Source organism: Flavobacterium segetis (assembly GCF_900129575.1).
Taxonomy (GTDB): domain Bacteria; phylum Bacteroidota; class Bacteroidia; order Flavobacteriales; family Flavobacteriaceae; genus Flavobacterium; species Flavobacterium segetis.
The window spans coordinates 103,888-124,911 of record NZ_FQWE01000009.1 but is presented as its reverse complement, the minus strand read 5'-3'; the positions used below and the strand labels follow the sequence as shown (position 1 = coordinate 124,911).

Here is a 21,024-nt window from a genome sequence, read left to right as displayed (position 1 = left end):
ATTAATAAATGAATTTCATTATTTTTTGGTTTGGTTAGAGCTATCGTTTGAGGCAAAATTATAAATTTTGCCTCATCTGATAGACATTTAAAACCTTGCAAAGGTTAATCGCGCACTATGAAACGATTTAATATAAATCAGTTTTTACTTTCTTGTATCACTATCATCTGTTTCGGGCAGAGGTTACTGGCACAAAAAGAGGCTATAAAAATAGCTTGTATTGGTGATTCCGCTACTGCGGGATATCTCTATGATAATTCTGATTTAGAATCATATCCATCGGAACTTCAGTCCTTGATGGGAGAGAAATATGACGTTAAAAATTTTGGAAATAGTGGCGCTATGCTTTTAAAAAATAGATATAAACCGTATTATAAAACAAAGGAGTTTACTGATGCTATTGCATTTAATCCAGATATTGCTATTATTCATTTAGGATTGAATGATACCGATCCTAGAAACTGGTCCAATTTCAAGGAGGAGTTTGATGCTGATTACAGCTGGTTATTAGATATATTAAAAAATCGGAATCCAGCTGTTAAAATCTACATCTGCAGCATGACGCCTATTTTTAACGAGCTCCCTCGTTTCAAATCGGGAATAAGAGATTGGTATTGGCAAATTAAAACTCCTACAACAAATATTGCTAAAGCAAATCGAGTGGGCTTGATTGACATATACGAAAATTTATATTCACGCCCTGATCTTTTTCCAGCTGCCTTGCATCCTACAAAAGAAGGTACAGCAATTTCGGCGAAGACCGTTAATCAAAATGTTACGCAAGATTTTGGTGGTTTAAAACTACCAACCGCCTTTACAGATAATATGGTTTTGCAACGCAATCAGCCGATGGTAATCTCTGGCAGTGCCAATGGTAGAACTCAAGTAGAAATTACTTTTAATCAACAAAAAAAAAACGCCATTACTGATAAATATAGAAAATGGAAAGTTCCCTTTCCTGCAATGTCGCACGGAGGTCCTTATGATATAAGAATCCAATCGAAGGAAAAAACTATCATATTAAAAAATATTCTCATTGGTGATGAATGGTTTTGTTCTGGACAATTTAATATGGCTTTTCAACGGCAAAACTCCAAAGACGGAAATTCAGAAGTTAAAAAGACTATAAAAAACACCACGATTCACCTGTTTAATTATAGAAATTTACGTAAAACTGATAATACAGTTTGGGACTCAACTACATTATCAAAAACGAATCAATTAAAATTATTTTCAGGAAATTGGACAATATGCGAGTCGACAAACGCAAAGGAATTTTTGGCAATTGCCTATAATTTTGGAAAAAAAAATGCACATGACGAAAATGTACCAAATAGTTTGATCGAAGTTACTGTAGGAGGTTCGCCAATAGAATCTTGGATCGATCGATACACACTAGAACACGACGATAAAGCTGTTGATTTATTGACTAACTGGCGCAAATCAGATTTCATAATGCCATGGGTTATAGAGCGTGCTGAAACAAATTTAAAAAATGATATAAATTTAAAACAACGTCATTCATGTGATCCTTGTTATAATTATGAAGCTGGAGTTGATGATTTTACCAAATTCCCTATCAAAGGCGTGATCCGGTATCAAAGCGAAAGCAATACTCATAATATTGAATTATGTCAACATCTTTTACCCCTTTTGGTTAAAAACTGGCGTAAGGCATGGAAGACTGATTTCCCTTTTTACTACATACAATTATCAGGAATTGATCGTCCCTCCTGGCCTGCCCTTAGGGATGCACAGAACAGACTGCAAAAGATAATTCCTAAGAGTGGTATGCTCGTAAGTATGGATAATGACGATTCTATTAACGTTCATCAGATTAGAAAAAAAGAAGTAGCAGAGCGATTGGCTTTTTTAGCTTGACGCTATACTTATGGAAAACGAGTTACTGCCAATGGCCCCTCACCTTTCAAATTAGAAATCAATTAAAAAGAAAGCATCTCAAGGGATGCTCAGGACATAAAAAATAAAACTACACCGCTATTTAAAATTAAATACGGATTATAAAAAAAACAAATGGGTTATTCAAAAAAAGACTTAAAAGAGCTTAAAGATTTTTATCAAAATCAGTTATTAAATGATACCGTTCCATTTTGGTTCCCTCGTTCTGTGGATACCGAGTTTGGAGGGTACTTATTAATGCGAGACCAAGAGGGAGACTTAATAGATGATGATAAAGCCGTTTGGATTCAAGGTCGTGCTGCGTGGCTTTTATCAACTCTTTATAATACAATTGAACCTAAACAAGAGTGGTTAGATAATGCCAAGTCAGGAATCGATTTTTTAAATAATCATTGCTTTGACGCTGATGGACAAATGTTTTTTCATGTAACTCGCGATGGGAAACCTATACGCAAGCGACGTTACTTCTTCTCTGAAACATTTGCGGTTATCGCCATGTCAGCTTATGCCAAAGCTACTGGAGATAACAGTATTGCTCATAATGCACGTCAATTATTTGAAAAATGCATCGAATACTCAAAAACACCTGGGTTATTACAAGCAAAATTTACTGCTACTCGTCCATTAAAAGGGATTGGAGTACCGATGATAATGATAAACACCGCGCAACAGTTAAGAGAAAATATTGGCGACCCTCGTTGTAATGAATGGATTGATAAATGGATTAATGAAATTGAAACCTATTTTGTTAAAGATGACATTCAATGTGTTATGGAGCAAGTTGCACCAGATGGATCAATAGTAGATCACATTGATGGACGTACTTTAAATCCTGGACATGCAATTGAAGGAGCTTGGTTTATATTGCATGAAGCAAAATACAGAAACAACGACCCACGTTTAATTGCTTTAGGTTGTAAAATGCTTGATTATATGTGGGAACGAGGATGGGACAAAGAGTATGGCGGAATTTTATATTTCCGTGATGTATATGGCAAGCCTGTGCAGGAATACTGGCAAGATATGAAGTTTTGGTGGCCACATAATGAAGCAATTATAGCTACACTTCTTGCCTTCACCCTAACTGGTGATGAGAAATATGCTAAATGGCATAAAATGGTTCATGATTATTCCTATGAGAAGTTTCATGATAAAGAAAACGGAGAATGGTTTGGATATTTACATAGAGATGGTAGTATAGCTCAAACAGCAAAAGGAAATCTATTTAAGGGCCCTTTCCATTTGCCAAGACAAGAATGGTATTGCATGACATTACTTAATGAACATTTAGAAGAAAATTAGTATTTGTCAGACAAATTAACAGTCATTTTGCACACCATAATTATATTTTTGAGTATGGATTACTAAATATTAACAACCGAAAATTATATAAAAATGAAAAAAATTACAATTTTTATTTGCACGTTTATGATTTATGGAGCCTCAATGCTCGCTCAAAGTGGCAAGGTTTTGAATCTCGATGGAGTAAACACATTTATGTCTGTAGCCCATCATAGTGACTTAGATTTTGGCCTAAGCCAAAATAAAACCATTAGCTGTTGGATAAAAACCACAACCGTAGCTGGTACTCCCCGTATTTTTGCAAAAAGAAACGGTGCTTCCGGAAATGGCTATGAGTTTTGGACTGGAAATGGAGGGAATGCTGGAAAATTTGCGATAAATGCTCAAGGAACGGGAACTCCTAGTAGTATTAGTACTGCTGGTTATGCAACTAATTCTATTGCTGATGGTACATGGCATCATATTGCAATGGTCTTAGATGCTAGCAGTAATAGAACAATTTACGGCTATGTAGATGGCGTTCTCGTAAACACTGGAAAAACATTTGCAACAACTTCGGATTTTTCCAATACATTAAACTTCATTGTTGGTGCTACTTCAACTAGTACCAATACTTTTAAATGGGCAGGTCAAATTGATAATGTTCGTATTTGGAATAAAGCAATGACACCAACCGAATTAGTAGCAGACATGACTAGTAATATAATAGGTGCAACAACAGATCTTCTGGCTGCTTGGGACTTTGAGAATATTACCGGAACTATAGTGCCAGACGTTTCTGGGAACAGCCACCCTGGAACTTTGGTTGGTTCTCCTACAACCCCAAATGCTTTTCCTACTATTTTAACATTAGATGGTGTAAATGACTATATGTCAGTTATAAATCACGCTGACTTTGATATTGCTGCTGGACAAAATTTTACCATTAGTTGTAAAATAAAAACAACTGATTTTTCTAAACGCATTTTAAGCAAACGACCAAACGGAGCTGGAGTTGGTTATGAGTTTATTAATAACTCTTCGCCAAACGGACAATTTGGTGTAAATCTAACCACTAGTTTAGGTGCGGCAGGTCCGCCTTATGGAACAACAAACATTTCTAATGGAGTTTGGCGCCATCTAGCAATGGTTATTGATGTACCTACCACGACTTGTAAAATTTATGTAGATGGAATATTAGAACAAACGATAACTACTGCAAACATAAGCGCTTCGAGTACCGTTTCTAACGAGGGTGATTTATTATTTGGAACACTTAGCAATTTTGCCTCTTTTATGAACGTTAGTCTGGATGATATTCGTTTTTGGAATAAAGCCATGACCGCAGCAGAAGTATTAGCAGACAAGACTGCGATAATAACAGGTAATGAAGCAAATTTATTAGCTGCGTGGGACTTTGAAAATGTAAGTGGAATTACTGTTCCAGATATTTCAGGCCGAAATCATCCAGGGACTCTTTATGGAGGAGCAAAAGTAATTGCTGAAACAAACACGATGCAAATCAATACTGTTTCCTTAATTCAAACTCAACTTCCAACGGGTATGGGAGATGCAAACCAACGAATTATTGCTGTAAAAGTTTCTGCAAACGGAGCTCTTAATCCACTTACCGTAAGTAAATTAAATTTTACCATGAATGGTACTACTAATGTTGCTGACGTAACAAATATTAAAGTCTATTCAAGCGGAGCTACTGCTATTTTTGATGCTGCAACGGCTACTCTATTTGGAAGTATTACACCTGCTACCGGAAACTTAGTTGTTAATGGCTCTCAATCGTTAGTGTCAGGAGATAATTACTTTTGGATAACTTATGACGTTTCTTCCGGAGCAGCAGAAGGAAATTTATTAGATGCAACTTGCGAATCTATTGTTGCAAATGCTTCAACATATACAATAGCTGTTAATACTGTAGCCGGTGAACGTGTGATTTTGTTAGCCAATACCTTGTTGTTTACACCAGGTGATGCCGGTTCAAAAAACTATCGTATTCCAGCGATTATAACAGCGGCTGATGGATCATTAGTAACCGTAACTGATAAAAGATGGAATGGTGCAGGCGACTTAGCTGCTAAGATTGATCCTGTGGTACGTCGTAGTACTGATAATGGAAAAACATGGTCAGCTCCAGTTGTTATCGCCAATTTTGGTGGACCAAATGGTGCCGGTGACGCTGCGATAGTTATGGATAAGGCTAGTGGTGATTTAATATGTTTTTTAGCTGCAAATAAAGGACTTTTTAGTTCTACACCCGCAGATCCAATTAGAATATTAACTGTTAGAAGTTCTGATAATGGAATAAGTTGGGAAACTCCAGTAGATATAACAAATCAAATTTATGGTGCTTCTTGTACCAATCCGATCACTCAAAATTGGTTAGGCGTATTTATTGCAGCTGGACAAGCGCATCAATTGCGTGATGGGCGTATTGTTGCTGCACTTGTAGTTCGTGAAACAGGTGGTGCATTAAACAATTATTCTATGTCCAGCGTAGATGGCGGAAACACTTGGACTCCATCAACAGGAATAGCTGAAGCAGGGGGAGACGAAGCGAAGATTGTAGAACTAAATAACGGAAATTTAATGATGAGTATCCGTAATTCAGGAAAAAGAAGGTTTAATGTTTCTACAGATAAAGGCTTAACTTGGGGAACTGCTTACAATCAAACGGATATGACGGATCCTAACTGTAATGGAGATTTCATTCGTTATACTTCAACTTTAGATGGCTACAACAAAAATAGATTACTGCATAGCATACCATCTGCAGGCAACAGAAGTAACGTTTCAGTATTAATGAGTACTGATGAGGGCGGAACTTGGCCCGTTAAGAAAACAATTTTTTCAGGTTCATCTGCTTATTCAGGTTTAACAGTTTTGAATGATGGAACATTGGGAATTTACTATGAGAATGGAGAAAACTCCACTTATCAAATGTATTTTGTGCGTTTCAGTTTAAACTGGTTGACAAATGGAGCTGATACATTTGTTCAGAGCCCTACTTTATCAACTAAAAATAATTTTAATGTTGAAAATGATAAAGTGTTAAAAGCACAAGTTAACCCCAACCCTACTGATGATTTATTTACAATCAGTGTTACTAATGCGACTGACTTAGTAAACATTAAAATAGTAAATCTATCAGGTAAAGTCATTCAAAAATTGACTCTTAACAAAAATGAAAAAAGTAAAGTTTTGTCCCTAGCAAATCAACTCAATGGGATTTACATAATAGAGATAAGTGATACAAAAACAACACTAACCCGTAAGATCATCAAAAACTAAGAAAGTTTAAATTAATAGCTCTCTAACAAAACAGAGAGCTGTTAATTCATTTACTAAATAAAAACTTTAGCAATGAAACAAGCAATTGTAAACGGAACAGTCCATACCGGAGATGAAATGATAACTAATAGTGTTGTCATTATTAAAAACGGCATTATCCTTTCGGTTCAAAAAGAAGTACCACATGATATTCCCACAATTGATCTAAAAGGCAAGCATCTTGCAGCCGGTTTTATTGATATTCAAATAAATGGCGGAGAGCGATTTTATTTCAGTCAATCTCCTAACGAGGAAACCATTCAGGACATTCATGATTCGAGTCTAAAACATGGAACTTACCACACTTTACCTTGTTTAATTTCATCCTCAAACGAAACAATTCATCAAGGAATTGAAGCTATCCGTAATTATATAGAAAAACATAAAAACGGAGTATTGGGTATGCATTTAGAAGGGCCTTTTTTAAATCCTTTAAAACGTGGTGCACATAGTATTAACCAAGTTCGAAAGCCATCGAATACTGAATTAGAAGAAATCATTCGATATGGAAAAGATATTATAAAAATAATAACTATTGCTCCCGAATGTTTCACCGAGGATCAATTAGACATGTTGTTAGAAAGCGGCATTGTCATTTCGGCAGGACATTCAAACATGACCTACGATCAAGCGCAATATTACTTTTCGAAAGGAATCAAACTAGTTACCCATCTATTCAACGCCATGACACAATTTAGTCACCGAGAACCCGGTTTAGTAGGTGCGTCATTTGAAAACGAGTCCGTTTACACTCCAATTATTTTAGATGGCGTTCATTGTAACTATGCCGCTGCAAGGCTGGCTTATAAATTAAAGAAAGATAAATTTTTCTTAATTAGTGATGCCACTTTTTTAGGGCGAAAAGTCTCTAATTTCAAATGGGATAATTTCAATGCACACCTAAAAAACGGGATCTATAGAAACGACGAAGGCAATTTAGCAGGCTCCAGTATTTCAATGAAGGAGGCAGTTCAAAATGCTTATAAACATTTGAATGTAACAGCTGACGAAGCAATTAAAATGGCCACTTCGAGGGTTGCTAGTGCAATCAATATGAAAGATAAAATTGGAAAAATAAAACCTGGATTTCCTGCTAGTTTTGTTCAGTTCAACGATGATTTATCAGTAATTGAAACGTTGAAATTTAATGCAAATTAAAATATATTTAGGAGTATTATTGAACGCCTAAAAGCAATATTAAAAAATTATATAAATAATTCAAATAAACAACACAATGACTACCACATTAGAAATAAAATCAGACATTAGTTATAAGAGTCCTGGCAAATTTGAAGAAACTAGATTTGAAAAAATTCATAATGCAATTTTTAAAAATTCAGCAGAAGCTTCTATAATTGTTGCTCAAGAAATAGCTTTGTTAATTAAATCAAGACAAAAGGAAAACAAATCCTGTGTTCTTGGTTTGGCTACAGGGTCCTCTCCTATAAAAGTATATAATGAATTAGTCCGAATGCATAAAGAAGAAGGACTAAGTTTTAAGAACGTAATAACTTTTAATTTAGATGAGTACTATCCAATGCCAAAAGAAAGTAATCAAAGTTATTACTATTTTATGCATCAACATCTTTTTAATCATATAGATATTAACCCAGACAATATAAACATTCCTGATGGTACTATTTCTATCCAAGAATTGAATCAATATTGTTTAGACTATGAGAAAAAAATCATCAATGCTGGAGGACTTGATTTTCAATTGCTGGGAATTGGTCGCACAGGGCATGTAGGTTTTAATGAGCCTGGCTCACATATCAATTCTGGTACGAGAATTATTACCTTAGATCACATTACAAAAGTAGATGCATCTGGTGATTTTAACGGTATAGGTAATGTACCTAAAAGAGCGATTACAATGGGGGTCTCTACAATCTTGAGATCTAAAAGAATTGTTTTGATGGCTTGGGGCCAAAATAAAGCCGATATAATAAAAAGAACTATCCAAGGAGATGTAAGCTCGGAAATTCCTGCCACTTTTTTACAAAATCATACTAATACCACTTTCGTTCTAGACCAATCTGCTTCCTCAGAATTAACAAGGTTTAAAACTCCATGGTTGGTTGGAGAATGTATTTGGACTCAAGAATTGAAAAGTAAAGCAATTGTTTGGCTTTGCCAAAATACAAATCAGTCGATCTTAAAATTAACTGATCGTGATTACAACAACAATGGAATGTCGGATCTTTTAGCTTCTGGAACTTCAGCTTATGATTTGAATATTAATATGTTTAATGTATTACAACATACCATAACAGGATGGCCTGGTGGAAAACCAAACACAGATGATTCCAATAGACCAGAAAGAGCTAACCCAGCCAAGAAAAGAATCATTCTATTCAGTCCCCATCCAGATGATGATGTGATTTCTATGGGAGGTACATTTGCCAAATTAATTAAACAAGGCCATGAGGTTCATGTTGTATATCAAACGTCAGGAAATATAGCTGTTACAGATGATGAAGCCTTAAAATTTGCCGAAGTTTGCAATGATTTTATGGATAAGTCAACAAGTGAAATCAATTTTACATCAGTAATCAGCTTTATAAATGCTAAAAAACAAGGTGAAATTGATTCTGCAGAGGTTCGTAAACTAAAAGGACTTATACGCAGACGTGAGTCTTACGCGGCTACAAGATACATTGGATTGAAAGATGAAAATACACATTTTTTAGATCTTCCTTTTTATGAAACTGGGTTGGTACAGAAAAATCCACTGGGATCAACTGATATAGCAATAGTGAAAGACATCATCTCTAAAATAAAACCGCATCAGGTTTTTGCCGCCGGAGACTTAGCTGATCCACATGGTACTCATGAAGTATGCTTGAATGCCATATTTGCCGCAATGGCTCAATTGAAATCAGAACCTTACATGAATGATTGCTGGTTATGGTTATATAGAGGCGCTTGGCATGAATGGGACATTCATGAAATTGATATGGCAGTGCCATTAAGTCCAGATGAAGTCTTATTAAAAAGACACGCCATTTTGTATCATCAGTCACAAAAAGATAGAGTAATGTTTCAAGGAAATGACTCTAGGGAATTTTGGGTAAGAGCAGAAGATCGCAACAAGAATACTGCTAAACTATATGATGATCTAGGTCTGGCCGAATATGAAGCAATTGAAGCTTTTAAACGTTTTGAATATTAAATAGGTTTACGAGCTCATAGATTGAATAGGTTGGTCCTTTAAGTATTGGCTAGTAACTGCATTTAACCTCATCAAATTTTGAATTTTAGTAGGTTAATCATTTATTCAATAATCGCTTTATTTACATGTTTGGTCTTTACTGTAGTTTACCCTCAAAAATTGTAATAAATCTGCACTATTTTTTATGTTTACTAACCACAAATTGATAGAATACATTTCGATAAAAGAGGGGGTAATTTTAATTATCCTATTATAATTTATGTAATTGATTTTAATTGATATAGAGAGTTATAAAATATTTATTTTTCCATAAAAAATCCCCGAAACTATAGTGTTTACGGGGATTTATTTTTTTACAATAGGAGATTTTGTAATACGTAGTATTTCCTGTCCGAATAATTTATTATTGCTAGATCTTTAACTATTCAAAATTGCAAAATATTCTTGAAACCAATCTATAGTATTTTATTTAATTTTTATTGGATTGACAATCCTTCTATCCTTTTATACATTTAACCCGTTGGGTGTAAGTATTCAAAACGTCAGTTCGAGTATTTTTTGTGGAGTAAAACGGAATAAAAAATGTATCGTGAACCGTTTTTAATAAAATTTTTCTTGTTCTCGATACATTTTTCTATTGAAAAATACTCGAACTGACGAAAAATCACCTTCAAAAACTAACTACACTTAACGGGTACATTTATTTTTATTTTACGATCTTTTGTTTTGTTTTCAATGATATGTGATAAAAGAAACGGAGTTACATAGTTTCGATCAGCGATAATGCAATTAATCTTTTTTAAACTAAATTCATTGTTTTGAAAATAGGTTTGTTTATCTGCCAATTCTACTTTTGAAATGTAGATTAACCAAATCAATACTCATAAAAAGCATTGCTACTATTGCTGTCCATACTGATCCCGTTATAATGATCTTTGTGACTGCAAAACTTTATATTTTTTTTGTTTGACGTAGTTTCAAATTCTTAAAATTTTAACCCACTTTTTGTAAATAAAGATGTTTCTGAAATTCTATAAAGAGCGAACTTATATTTGAAACTTCACCCAGTACTGCTTTTGCGTCCTCTAAAGATTGATATTTATTTGTGAGTAAGAACGGCAACTTGTCTTGATCCAGTTCTTCTACACCTGTCTCAATGTATTTACTTAGCACAAAAGCAATAAACTCTTTTTGTTGGTCGTTTAGAATAGCAAAAATAGTGGCTTGTGCCGCAGCTACTCGTTCTTCTCTAGTCATTGGCTTTATGTCGCTATTAAAAACGTATTCTAGTACATCAAACAAGTCACTTTTCTCTGCATCAATAAGTTTTTGAAGTGTGCTCAATTCCTCTTTTCCAAAACCTGCTTCATCCAGTTTTTCTAAAAGTACTTTTCTAGTGGTTGGATTACTCCAAATCGTTCTCAATTCTTCTTCGCTTGTGAAAAGTTTTGGTAACTCACCAAAAAGATTATTCAAGAAATCTTCTGCTGAAATTGGTTTTCCATCTGCACTCCAAAAAGAAGTAGCAATCATGTGCTGAATTTCTCTTTCCTTGCCATCACGCAGTTTAATTTTAATTTTTTTGCGCTTTTCTTTAGGTTCGCCGCCTTCTTCATCCTCTTTAGGTTCTTTATCAGGATAAGGTGGTCGTGGTTCTCTAACAGAAGGTTCTTCTAGCTCCAATGGTTCACCATCCCATTCTGGATCAGCAAAGTGATGATACGCATCGACAAAATCGTAAATAGTAAAAAAGTCTTTTCCATCAAATAGTCGTGTTCCTCGTCCTACAATTTGCTTAAATTCTATCATGGAATTCACAGGACGCATTAGCACAATGTTCCTAATGTTTCTTGCATCTACTCCTGTTGAAAGCTTTTGTGAAGTGGTTAGTACAGTAGGTAATGTCTTTTCGTTGTCTTGAAATTCCCTCAAAAACTGTTCTCCTATTTCTCTATCGTTAGCGGTTACTCTAACGCAGTAATTCGTGTCTTTGTTCTTTTTATTTTGGTTCACTAAATCTCTAACCGCCGCTGCATGATCTTGTGTAGCGCAGAAAATAATTGCTTTTTCACTCTGATTAGCTTCATCCATGTAGATTTGGACTCTTTTTGCTTCTCTAGATTTTATTTCAATGATTTTGTTAAAATCAGGTTCCGTGTATAATTTACCTTCTTCTATTTCGCCTTCTACAATTTGGTCGTCACTTGTGTAGATGTAATCGTCTAAGGTGGTTTTTATTCTTTTTACTTTAAATGGTGTTAAAAAGCCATCGTTTATGCCTTCCTTGAGTGAATAGATGTAAACTGGTTCTCCAAAGTACTTGTAGGTGTCCACATTGTCTTTTCGCTTCGGCGTAGCAGTTAAACCTAATTGTACCGCAGGTGCAAAATAATCTAAAATTCCTCTCCAGTTTCCTTCGTCGTTTGCACCACCACGATGACACTCATCAATAATTATGAAATCAAAATAGTCAGGAGGATAAGCACCAAAATTAGGCGCAGGATTGCCATAAGCATCCGTACCACTCATAAAGGTTTGAAAGATGGTAAAGAAAATGCTTCCATTGGTGGGAACGATGCCTTTCTTTTTTATTTCACTTGGTTTAATACGTACCAGCGCATCTTCTGGAAAGGATGAAAAGGAGTTAAAAGCTTGATCTGCTAGAATGTTTCTATCAGCAAGAAACAATATTCTTGGTCTGCGTTTCCCATCTCGTTTTAAGTTCCAACGTGTTTGAAATAATTTCCAAGCGATTTGAAAAGCAATGGCGGTTTTTCCTGTTCCTGTAGCAAGGGTTAATAAAATCCGTTCTTTATTGTTGGCTAATGCTTCTAAAGTTCTGTTGACTGCAATTTCTTGATAGTATCTCAATTGCCATGAACCACTTTTATCTTCAAAAGGAATAGAAGCAAACTCTTCTCTCCAGTAGTTTTGAACTGCAAAAGTTTTTTCCCAAAGTTCTTCAGGAGAAAGGTAATTCTCTACTAAACCTTCTGCGCCTGTTTTCATACAGATGCTGTAAATTTCAATTCCATTAGTGGAATACGTAGTGTCTAACTTTAGTTTTTCAGCATATTGTTTGGCTTGAGCTACACCTTCGCCTACACCTAGATCATTACTTTTTGCTTCTACTACAGCGAGTTTGATTCCTTTATAAACTAAGACATAATCAGCAATTATTTTCTTGCCTCTTATGCCCCCAGTTTGGATTTTACCAGCAGTAATATTGTATTCACGAAGGATTTTAGAACCTTCAACAACTCCCCAACCACAAGCCTTAAGCTTGGGATCTATTAATTCGGCTCTAGTTTCCGCTTCGTTCATTGTATTAGATTATAAAATTAACTTACTCTTCATCTTCTTCATCTTCTTCATCTTCTTCATCTTCCTCAAAATCTTGTTCTAAAAAATTAGTGATATTTTGATTTTGATAGTATTCTGCCTCTAACAAAACTTCTGTTTTTATTTCTTCTACTATATCTTCCAAAAAATAGTTTTGATCATCTTCATCACCATCAATATTACCTACGTAAAGAATTAGATCAATAACTTCCTTTGGTTGCCTTGTAAGACTTGTGTTGATACAATTCTCTATTGTGCTTTCATAAGCATCGCAATGAAATGAATAATCATCCTGTACTTGCACACAAATTTCCTCCCAAACATTTTGTAAGCCCGAATCTTCTCCTGCCAACAGCATATTCTTGTCATCAAGACTTATTATATTTTCAATGACTTCTTTGACAATCGCTTTACGGTGAATATAACAGAGACCTAAAAGCATTTGAAATTCTGTTTTCTTCATATTATTTAGTTTTCAGCTCCCCAGCAAACGCCTTTTGCAACACACTCTTCTTAAACTCTTCTAAATCGTGTATTTTTTGTTGATAGATCGTTTCTAGTTTAGCAGTTTCAGCATTTAAGGCGTCTAATTTTTTCACGATGGATTGTTGTTCTTGTAGAGAAGGACAAGGAACAGCTAAATTTTTTAAGTCATGAATTGAAAGATTTGGTTGCATTAAAGTATTAACGTGAGCCAAAACATATTTAGCAACTCCATCTGTTGTTAGGAAATTATACAAATATCTTTGGTTAATAATTTTTTCATTTGGAACTAATGCGGCAACACGTTGATTGACTAATGCTCCATCATAACTTTCTGGAACAACAGCAACTTTTAAACCTCCTGAAATAATTGTTCTCGTTAAAGCTATTACAATATTTCCGTCCTTTACTTGAACTTCTTTTAAAGTATCTTTGAATTTTTCAGGCAAATAATTATCTACACTCTCGACAAACTTTTTTACTCCAACATTTGTGATTTTTATTGATTTGATAGTGTTTGTTGATTTGAAATCCTTGCTAGCAAAAGCATAACCATTGATAACTTTTGTTACTTCTTGAATTGTTTTTGTTTCCCAGTTCCCAGTCTCAAACACCCCTTGCAAATAACTCTCAAAAAGCTCCTTTGCGTTTTTATGGTTCTGTTGAGCATTGGCTTTTGCTTGGTCAATGGCAGTAAAGGCTTCGTCTAATTATTGCTACTATGCGTTGTTGTTCTTGGAGTGGAGGTAACGGGACTTCAATATCATCAAGCATATATCTTGTTACTTGATTAATCATTGTGTTTTCCCCTCCACTAATTTGCTTCTTAAATTCGTCTGTTTTAAAAAACCACAACAATAGAGGGTTGAATTCACTTCTGATTATCATCATAAAAGTGCCAAAAGTCATTGGCTCACGTAAATTCAAAATTGGCGCTGTTTTCCCAACAAGTCGTTGACTTCCATTCCGACTACACATTAAAATATCACCTTCTAATACAAATAATTTTTCTTTCACATTCGCGTTCACACGAACTATATCTGAAAAATCCAACTCATCATTTTGCACGTTAGAGGACCGTAATACGATTGTACCCTTATCAGTAACATTCTTTGGCGAATATGTCAAGCCATTAAAATATTCAGCAATTTCCTTTAATTTTTTTATTTCCCAACCTTGTTTCATATCAGTTCAAAAATTGAATTTAAAATATCAGCAGTTTCTTCATCCAACGCTTTCATTGCGGTTAAAATTTCCTTTGGTTTACGCAAGGCAGCTTCTTCTTTTTTATTTGGATTTTTAGCACTTAGGTCAAAAGTGTTTTGGTCAATGTCTTTCACCGCAAGGCTCCAAGAGTTTTCACTTTCGGCAAAGGTTTTTTGTAAGTTTACAAAATCGGCTAAATCTTTTTCATTCAGCGGGTTGGTTTTTCCTAAATTTCTATCTAAGTTGAGTTGGTAGAACCATACGTTTTGCGTTGGCTTTCCTTTTTCAAAAAACAACACTACTGTCTTCACTCCTGCTCCTGTAAAGGTTCCTCCTGGTAAATCTAATACGGTGTGCAGGTTGCAGTTCTCTAACAAGAGCTTACGTAAGGCAATACTAGCGTTATCTGTATTACTCAAGAAAGTGTTCTTGATCACTACACCTGCTTTACCTCCTGCTTTTAATATCTTCACAAAGTGCTGCATGAACAGTGAAGCAGTTTCACTTGTTTTAATAGGGAAGTTTTGTTGTACTTCGGCACGTTCTTTACCTCCAAAAGGAGGATTGGCCAGTACTACGTCATAACGGTCTTTTTCTTGTATGTCGGCTAAATTTTCGGCAAGTGTGTTGGTATGAATGATGTTAGGAGTTTCAACACCATGAAAAATCATGTTCATAATCCCTATGATGTATGCCAAGGATTTTTTCTCTTTCCCGTAAAAGGTTTTTTTCTGGAGTATTTCTGTTTCCTTAGTAGTAAGTGATTTACTGTTTTTAAGATAGTCAAATGCCTCACACAGGAATCCTGCAGAACCCACTGCGCCATCATACACTGTTTCGCCTATTTTTGGGTTCACCACTTTAATGATTGTTGTAATCAAAGGTCGTGGTGTGTAGTATTCTCCACCATTACGACCCGCGTTCCCCATATTTTTAATCTTCCCTTCATAAAGGTGACTCATTTCGTGCTTCTCAGCATGGGTTCTAAAACGTAACTCATCAATGCGGTTAATTACTTCTCGTAAATTATAACCAGATTGAATGCGGTTTTTCAGTTCACTAAAAATCTCGCCTATTTTATATTCAATAGTATCTGCATTTTCGGCCTCTTTTTTGAACTTCTTTAGGTAAGGGAAAAGTTCCACATTTACGAAATCAGCAAGATCATCGCCAGTTAAGGCAGTATGATGGTCTAATTTACCTTCGCTATCTTTCGGGGATGCCCAAACACTCCACTGAAATTCTGGTGCTATAATATTAGTATAAGCCTTGCCTGTAAGTTCTGCAGCTGTAGCTTTGTCTTTCTCTAAATCATCTAAGTACTTCAGGAACAACACCCATGAGGTTTGTTCTACATAATCTAATTCACTCCCACAACCTGCGTCTTTGTGCAGGATATCATCTATATTCTTAAAAGTCTGTTCGAACATTGTATTGTATAAAATTTAATTTTTAAAGATAACAGTTTTTGATTGGTAAGCAAATAATCAAAATGAAATTTGGTGCATATTCTTACTTAGCAATGGTACCACTACATTATTAAAATTGTTTACGGAAAACCACATTTAAAAAAAAAGAATCAAAAACTTAGGCTAGATAATACGATCAATTTATCGCTAACAAACTTTTGGAATTCAATTTATTCTCCTCAGTGGCCAACAGTTTACAATATTTCATTATTAACCTTCGAATTATATAGAAAATTTTATGAATTGTATAAGTGCCAAATAATTAATATTAATTACCTTCACGTGTTGAATTGAATGACGAAATAGATTTACATTACAAATAGCTTTAGAGCTACAATTTTAAATTAAAGTTTTGTAAATATGGAATTATTCACAATTATTACGAATTAGAATTTTGATTTAAAAAAAATCATTTAATAATTATGAGCTTATTTTAGAAGTAAATTAGTTAGTAAGATAAAGTTTTGCTTTGATAAAGAATTTTATTTTAAAACATAATATATTTCAAAGACAAAAAGCAAAGCAAAAAGCAGAAAATAGACTATAAATTATGATATAAATTCAAAGATCTCAATCAAAGCATAAGAATTCAATGGGTGATGTATCTTGCAAATTTGTTCGTCCATTTGATAGATATAATGAGTATTTTTTTACAAAAAGCAGAATTGTTTTTTTAACTGATGTTAAAGATCTAAAATGACAATAATAAATAGTTAGTCAAAAACTGAAGTAACAAAATATTTAACATATATTTACTTGCGACCAAGAAATTATAAATAGGAGAATTAATAAAATTATTATCAGAAAAATAAAAGATATGGGAATTGTAGAAGAGGCAGAATTATTTGAAAATGCCAAAATGAGTAATATGAGTAATAGTGACAGAGTAATAGCTTCAAGAGAAGCAAAACGACTTGTACTGGAACTCAACAAAATTTATGCGGAGACAAAAGACGCTACCATAATGGACTTAATGAAAAGATTAACCGTTAAGAAAAAAAGAATTGATATTCGATTAAAAGGACGACCTAGTTCATAGTTACAGCATTAATTCTTGCTAAATAAAAATAATGAAAAATCATATAGTAAAGATAATTTCAGTTGAAGTAGTAACTCACGATGTAAAACGTTTTACAATTGAGAAACCAGATGGTTTCAAGTTTATAGCTGGACAGGCAACTGATGTTTCTATAAACACCGCAAAACTAAAAGATGAAAAACGACCTTTTACGTTTACCAGTTTAAATGATGATAAAAATCTGGAGTTTACAATTAAAATTTATGATAGTCACAACGGGGTTACAAAAGAACTTGGAAAGTTAAAACAAGATGATGAATTAATTATTCGTGATGTTTGGGGTGCAATTGAATATAAAGGGGAAGGCGTGTTTATTGCTGGAGGTGCTGGTATTACACCTTTTATTGCCATATTGAGAAAGTTGCAAGCTGACAACAAAATTGCTAATAACAAACTAATTTTTACCAATAAAACCGAAGCCGATATAATTCTTGATGAAGAATTGAGAAATATGCTTGGTGATAATTTTATCAACACACTTACTGATGAAAATAAAGAAGGGTATGAAGAAGGAAGAATTGACTATGCTTTTCTCAAAGAAAAAATAGACAATTTTAAACAGCATTTTTACGTATGTGGCCCACCGAAATTCGTAACTGCCATTTCAGAGGCACTAACCAAATTAGGAGCCAAAACCGATGCGGTGGTTTTTGAGAGTTAATGAGTAAAATTCATCAGAAACAACACACCTTTTTGTTTTACTTTCTTTATCTACTATAAACTTTAAAAAAACTTCTTGATAAAATCATCTGTCGGATACGAATCTTCTTTTACCAAATTAGTTTTAAAAAAAGAAAAAGTAATAACTTTCATTAAAAGAAAATATTCCTTCTCAAAAGGTCAATTCTTTTGCTATTTCGATAATAAGTTTTAACATCTCCAAAGAAAATATATATTTAGTAATCTAAATTACGATGGTGCACAAAATTTCAGGTTTTGTCTGCTTCTTTGATCTTTTGGAGATTTCGACTGTAATTTATTTAGTAATTATCAACACATATTATGAAAAAAAATCAACTTGTTGAAATGAATTATTACAGGTTTAGATAAAAAAGTATAAAGCTGTCTTACAAGATTTTTATAAAAAGCAGCTAAATAATTATACTTTGTTGAAAATTATTATTTAAAATTAATAGCACTCACGCTATACCAAAATTAAAAATTAAAATAAATTGATATGAAAGCGCTACAAATAGTAAAATATGGTGAAATCAAAGACAGCTTGTCTATTAATGAGATTGCAAGACCTTCTTTAAAAGCAAATGATATCTTAGTTGAAGTAAAAGCAGCTTCATTAAATCCTATTGATTATAAAATGGTGGAGGGTAAATTGAAAGATATGATTTCTTTAAACTTACCTAGTACAATTGGTTTTGATTTAAGTGGTATCGTGGTTGATAAAGGTTCAGATGTAAACAATTTCACAATCGGTGATGAAGTATATGCAAGAGTACCACAAGAACAAATGGGCACCCTAGCAGAATTTGTTAGCGTTACAAGCGATTTAGTAGCGATAAAACCAAAAAATAGTACTTTTGAAGAAGCGGCAGGACTTCCATTAACAGGACTGACAGCAATTCAAGCTCTGGAAAATATTGGAATTAAAAAAAATGACAGAATTCTTATTCATGCTGGATCCGGAGGTGTAGGATCCTTTGCAATACAGTATGCGAAGGTTAAAGGAGCTATCGTATACACGACTACTAGCAGCAAAAATGTAGACTGGGTCAAAGCATTAGGTGCTGACCGAGTAATCGATTATAAAACTGAAGATTACAAAAAGGTCGCAAATAATTTAGATATTGTTTTTGACACTTTAGGAGGTGATTATACCTTTGATGCTTTTGAAATCATCAAAGATGGTGGAAAAGTGACAACAATTTCTGGCCCACCTGATGAAGATACAGCTAAACATATGGGTATAAAAGATTATAATTTACCTGAAAACTTATCAAAACTAATCGATAAAAAGTCTGCGATTTATAAACTAACATGGATGCAGCCTGATGTTGAGCAACTGAATATGATTAGTAGAATGGTTGAAGATGGAGCTATTAAACCAACAATCGATTTAATTTATCCTTTCGAAGATGGTATTGAAGCTTATTTATATTTAGCAACAGGAAGAGCCAAAGGGAAGGTGATTGTTAAAATGTCAAAAAAAAATTAATATGAAAATAAATTTATTATTGTAAAAGATAAGATAAAATAACAAATAAATTTCAAAATGTATTAGTTGCAATGGTGAGGACGCAAGAACAAAAGAAACAATTTGAAAAAAAAATATTACAGTGATTCTAGCTGATTTAGAACAAGATTTAAATCATACTGTTATAAATGCACACAAAATGACTTTTGCAGCAGTGTCAAAAGGTAAAATTATATTTGAAGGCAATTAAGAAGGAGCAAAAAGACTGATTGATGCTTGTAAAAAAACTCGAGTAAAAAAATATGTCATGCGTATTTCAATGGGAGCTGACAATCCCTATGCAAGTGACGCACTTGAAGACTATTTGAAAGCAAAAAAAAATGCTAATAATTATTTAAAAAGCTGTGGCCTAAACTTTACTATAGTAAGACTTGGCTCATTTAATGACGAAGAAGGAACAGGTAAAATTCAATTAAAAGAAAGAAAAAATAAATAATTAAGGAAGTATTTTAAGAACAGATGTTGCCCAAACCTTAGTTGAGGTTTTAAATGATGTTGTAAAACAAAATCAAGTTTTCAAAATTCTAGCTGGTGAGACGGCTATTGAAAAAGCGCTTAGTCAGTAATAAATAAAATATATGCCATTTTACATCTTACAATAATAAAAATAATATACACAACAAAAATAACAACAAGTGGTTGTGGTAATCCTAATAAAAAAAATAATGTTTTAACTTTATAAGTAAGTTGGTCAAAAGTATAGGTGGGATTAATTGATCGATATGCCACTTCTAAAGCACTTTTTACAATAGATTTTTCAGCTTGTTGTGATAGTAAATTAAACGTACTTATTGAGTGGAAAAAAAGGAGAAAAAAGTGTAAATAAAAAATAAGCATCGAACAAATTTAAAACGGTGGTTTTAGTTTAGCGATAGGAGTAGCAATACATAGTAAAGAAATGAGTTGAGCAACAGCACAAGAATTAGCAAAAATTAGGCATCACATCGCTCTTTATTTGACATACACCTAGCAATATTTAAGTAAAATAATACATAAACGATACTATATATTTAAAAATTTACGTTATTCAACAGTACTCGATCAATGCCACAGAATTTAATGATAAGGTATTTATATGATGAATATATATTTACATTTCATAAATACTTATTCTATAAAAAAGAATATACATCAATCTTTCTTTAAAAGTAGATGTCTGAAATACTTAATTTAAAGCAAAGCGTTCCTTTAATTTTAAAAACGATAAAAATTATTTTTTTACAAATCTGAAACTAAAAAATTCGAGTTTAGAAAGATGTAAATGTAAGCGTTAGCTCCAGTCGAAGAAAATTTTACAGAGTTACTTAAAAATAATTAGACAGCTATTTAGATTTGCTAACAGAATGAATTACAACGCTAAATAGTATAGATAGCAAATTAGATCAATTATTTTCGATTATAAATTTGTAGAAAGCACTTGGTAGTAAATGGAGATAAAATAAATGGAGACAAATAGTAAAGTATAGTTAAAATATTTTTTACAAAGTTTGGGTAACCAGAAAAGTAGAATGTTTATTTA

The 21,024-nt window shown here is 33.5% G+C and carries 14 protein-coding genes; 9 read left to right on the top strand and 5 right to left on the bottom strand.

The window, feature by feature from the left end; all coding sequences use genetic code 11:
- The first annotated feature begins 117 nt into the window (after positions 1-117).
- The 5 genes from BUA99_RS12775 to nagB all read left to right on the top strand — a co-directional run bounded on the left by BUA99_RS12775 (position 118) and on the right by nagB (position 9,718).
- On the top strand, positions 118-1,881 hold the full coding sequence (locus BUA99_RS12775) for a GDSL-type esterase/lipase family protein (RefSeq protein ID WP_072993012.1): 1,764 nt from the start codon (positions 118-120) through the stop codon (positions 1,879-1,881).
- 153 nt (positions 1,882-2,034) lie between these two features.
- Entirely contained in the window at positions 2,035-3,222 is a 1,188-nt protein-coding gene (locus BUA99_RS12770) for an AGE family epimerase/isomerase (RefSeq protein ID WP_072993009.1), read from the top strand.
- Between the two features lie 93 nt (positions 3,223-3,315).
- Positions 3,316-6,507 (top strand): LamG-like jellyroll fold domain-containing protein, encoded by a 3,192-nt coding sequence (locus BUA99_RS12765; RefSeq protein WP_084673553.1) that lies wholly within the window; start codon positions 3,316-3,318, stop codon positions 6,505-6,507.
- Positions 6,508-6,579: 72 nt separating this feature from the next.
- Positions 6,580-7,704 carry an N-acetylglucosamine-6-phosphate deacetylase gene (gene nagA / locus BUA99_RS12760; protein WP_072993004.1) on the top strand — a complete coding sequence of 375 codons (1,125 nt, stop codon included), beginning with the start codon at positions 6,580-6,582 and terminating at the stop codon, positions 7,702-7,704.
- Positions 7,705-7,780: 76 nt separating this feature from the next.
- On the top strand, positions 7,781-9,718 hold the full coding sequence (gene nagB / locus BUA99_RS12755) for a glucosamine-6-phosphate deaminase (protein WP_072993001.1): 1,938 nt from the start codon (positions 7,781-7,783) through the stop codon (positions 9,716-9,718).
- A gap of 993 nt (positions 9,719-10,711) precedes the next feature.
- Here nagB and hsdR read toward each other — a convergent pair.
- The 5 genes from hsdR to BUA99_RS12730 form a co-directional block, all read right to left on the bottom strand.
- Complete coding sequence (gene hsdR / locus BUA99_RS12750; protein ID WP_072992998.1) at positions 10,712-13,042, bottom strand: EcoAI/FtnUII family type I restriction enzme subunit R; 2,331 nt, start codon at positions 13,040-13,042, stop codon at positions 10,712-10,714.
- Positions 13,043-13,064: 22 nt separating this feature from the next.
- Positions 13,065-13,523, bottom strand: a complete 459-nt coding sequence (locus tag BUA99_RS12745) for a hypothetical protein (RefSeq protein WP_072992995.1) — start codon at positions 13,521-13,523, stop codon at positions 13,065-13,067.
- A 1-nt stretch (position 13,524) separates the two neighbouring features.
- Positions 13,525-14,157 (bottom strand): restriction endonuclease subunit S, encoded by a 633-nt coding sequence (locus BUA99_RS12740; RefSeq protein ID WP_072992993.1) that lies wholly within the window; start codon positions 14,155-14,157, stop codon positions 13,525-13,527.
- Between the two features lie 70 nt (positions 14,158-14,227).
- Entirely contained in the window at positions 14,228-14,728 is a 501-nt protein-coding gene (locus BUA99_RS12735) for a restriction endonuclease subunit S (RefSeq protein WP_072992991.1), read from the bottom strand.
- Complete coding sequence (locus BUA99_RS12730; RefSeq protein WP_072992988.1) at positions 14,725-16,179, bottom strand: class I SAM-dependent DNA methyltransferase; 1,455 nt, start codon at positions 16,177-16,179, stop codon at positions 14,725-14,727. The genes BUA99_RS12735 and BUA99_RS12730 overlap by 4 nt, the downstream gene beginning before the upstream one ends.
- A gap of 856 nt (positions 16,180-17,035) precedes the next feature.
- On the opposite strand from BUA99_RS12730, the gene BUA99_RS12725 reads away from it, so the two are divergent.
- The 4 genes from BUA99_RS12725 to BUA99_RS12710 all read left to right on the top strand — a co-directional run bounded on the left by BUA99_RS12725 (position 17,036) and on the right by BUA99_RS12710 (position 19,941).
- The gene (locus BUA99_RS12725; protein WP_072992985.1) at positions 17,036-17,257 is read left to right on the top strand and encodes a hypothetical protein; all 222 of its coding nucleotides are present in this window, start codon (positions 17,036-17,038) and stop codon (positions 17,255-17,257) included.
- Positions 17,258-17,288: 31 nt separating this feature from the next.
- Positions 17,289-17,957, top strand: a complete 669-nt coding sequence (locus BUA99_RS12720; protein ID WP_072992982.1) for an FAD-binding oxidoreductase — start codon at positions 17,289-17,291, stop codon at positions 17,955-17,957.
- A 516-nt stretch (positions 17,958-18,473) separates the two neighbouring features.
- Entirely contained in the window at positions 18,474-19,466 is a 993-nt protein-coding gene (locus BUA99_RS12715) for an NADP-dependent oxidoreductase (protein WP_072992979.1), read from the top strand.
- Between the two features lie 286 nt (positions 19,467-19,752).
- Positions 19,753-19,941, top strand: coding sequence for an NAD(P)H-binding protein (locus BUA99_RS12710; RefSeq protein WP_072992976.1), 189 nt, complete (start codon positions 19,753-19,755; stop codon positions 19,939-19,941).
- The last annotated feature ends 1,083 nt before the right edge of the window (positions 19,942-21,024 follow it).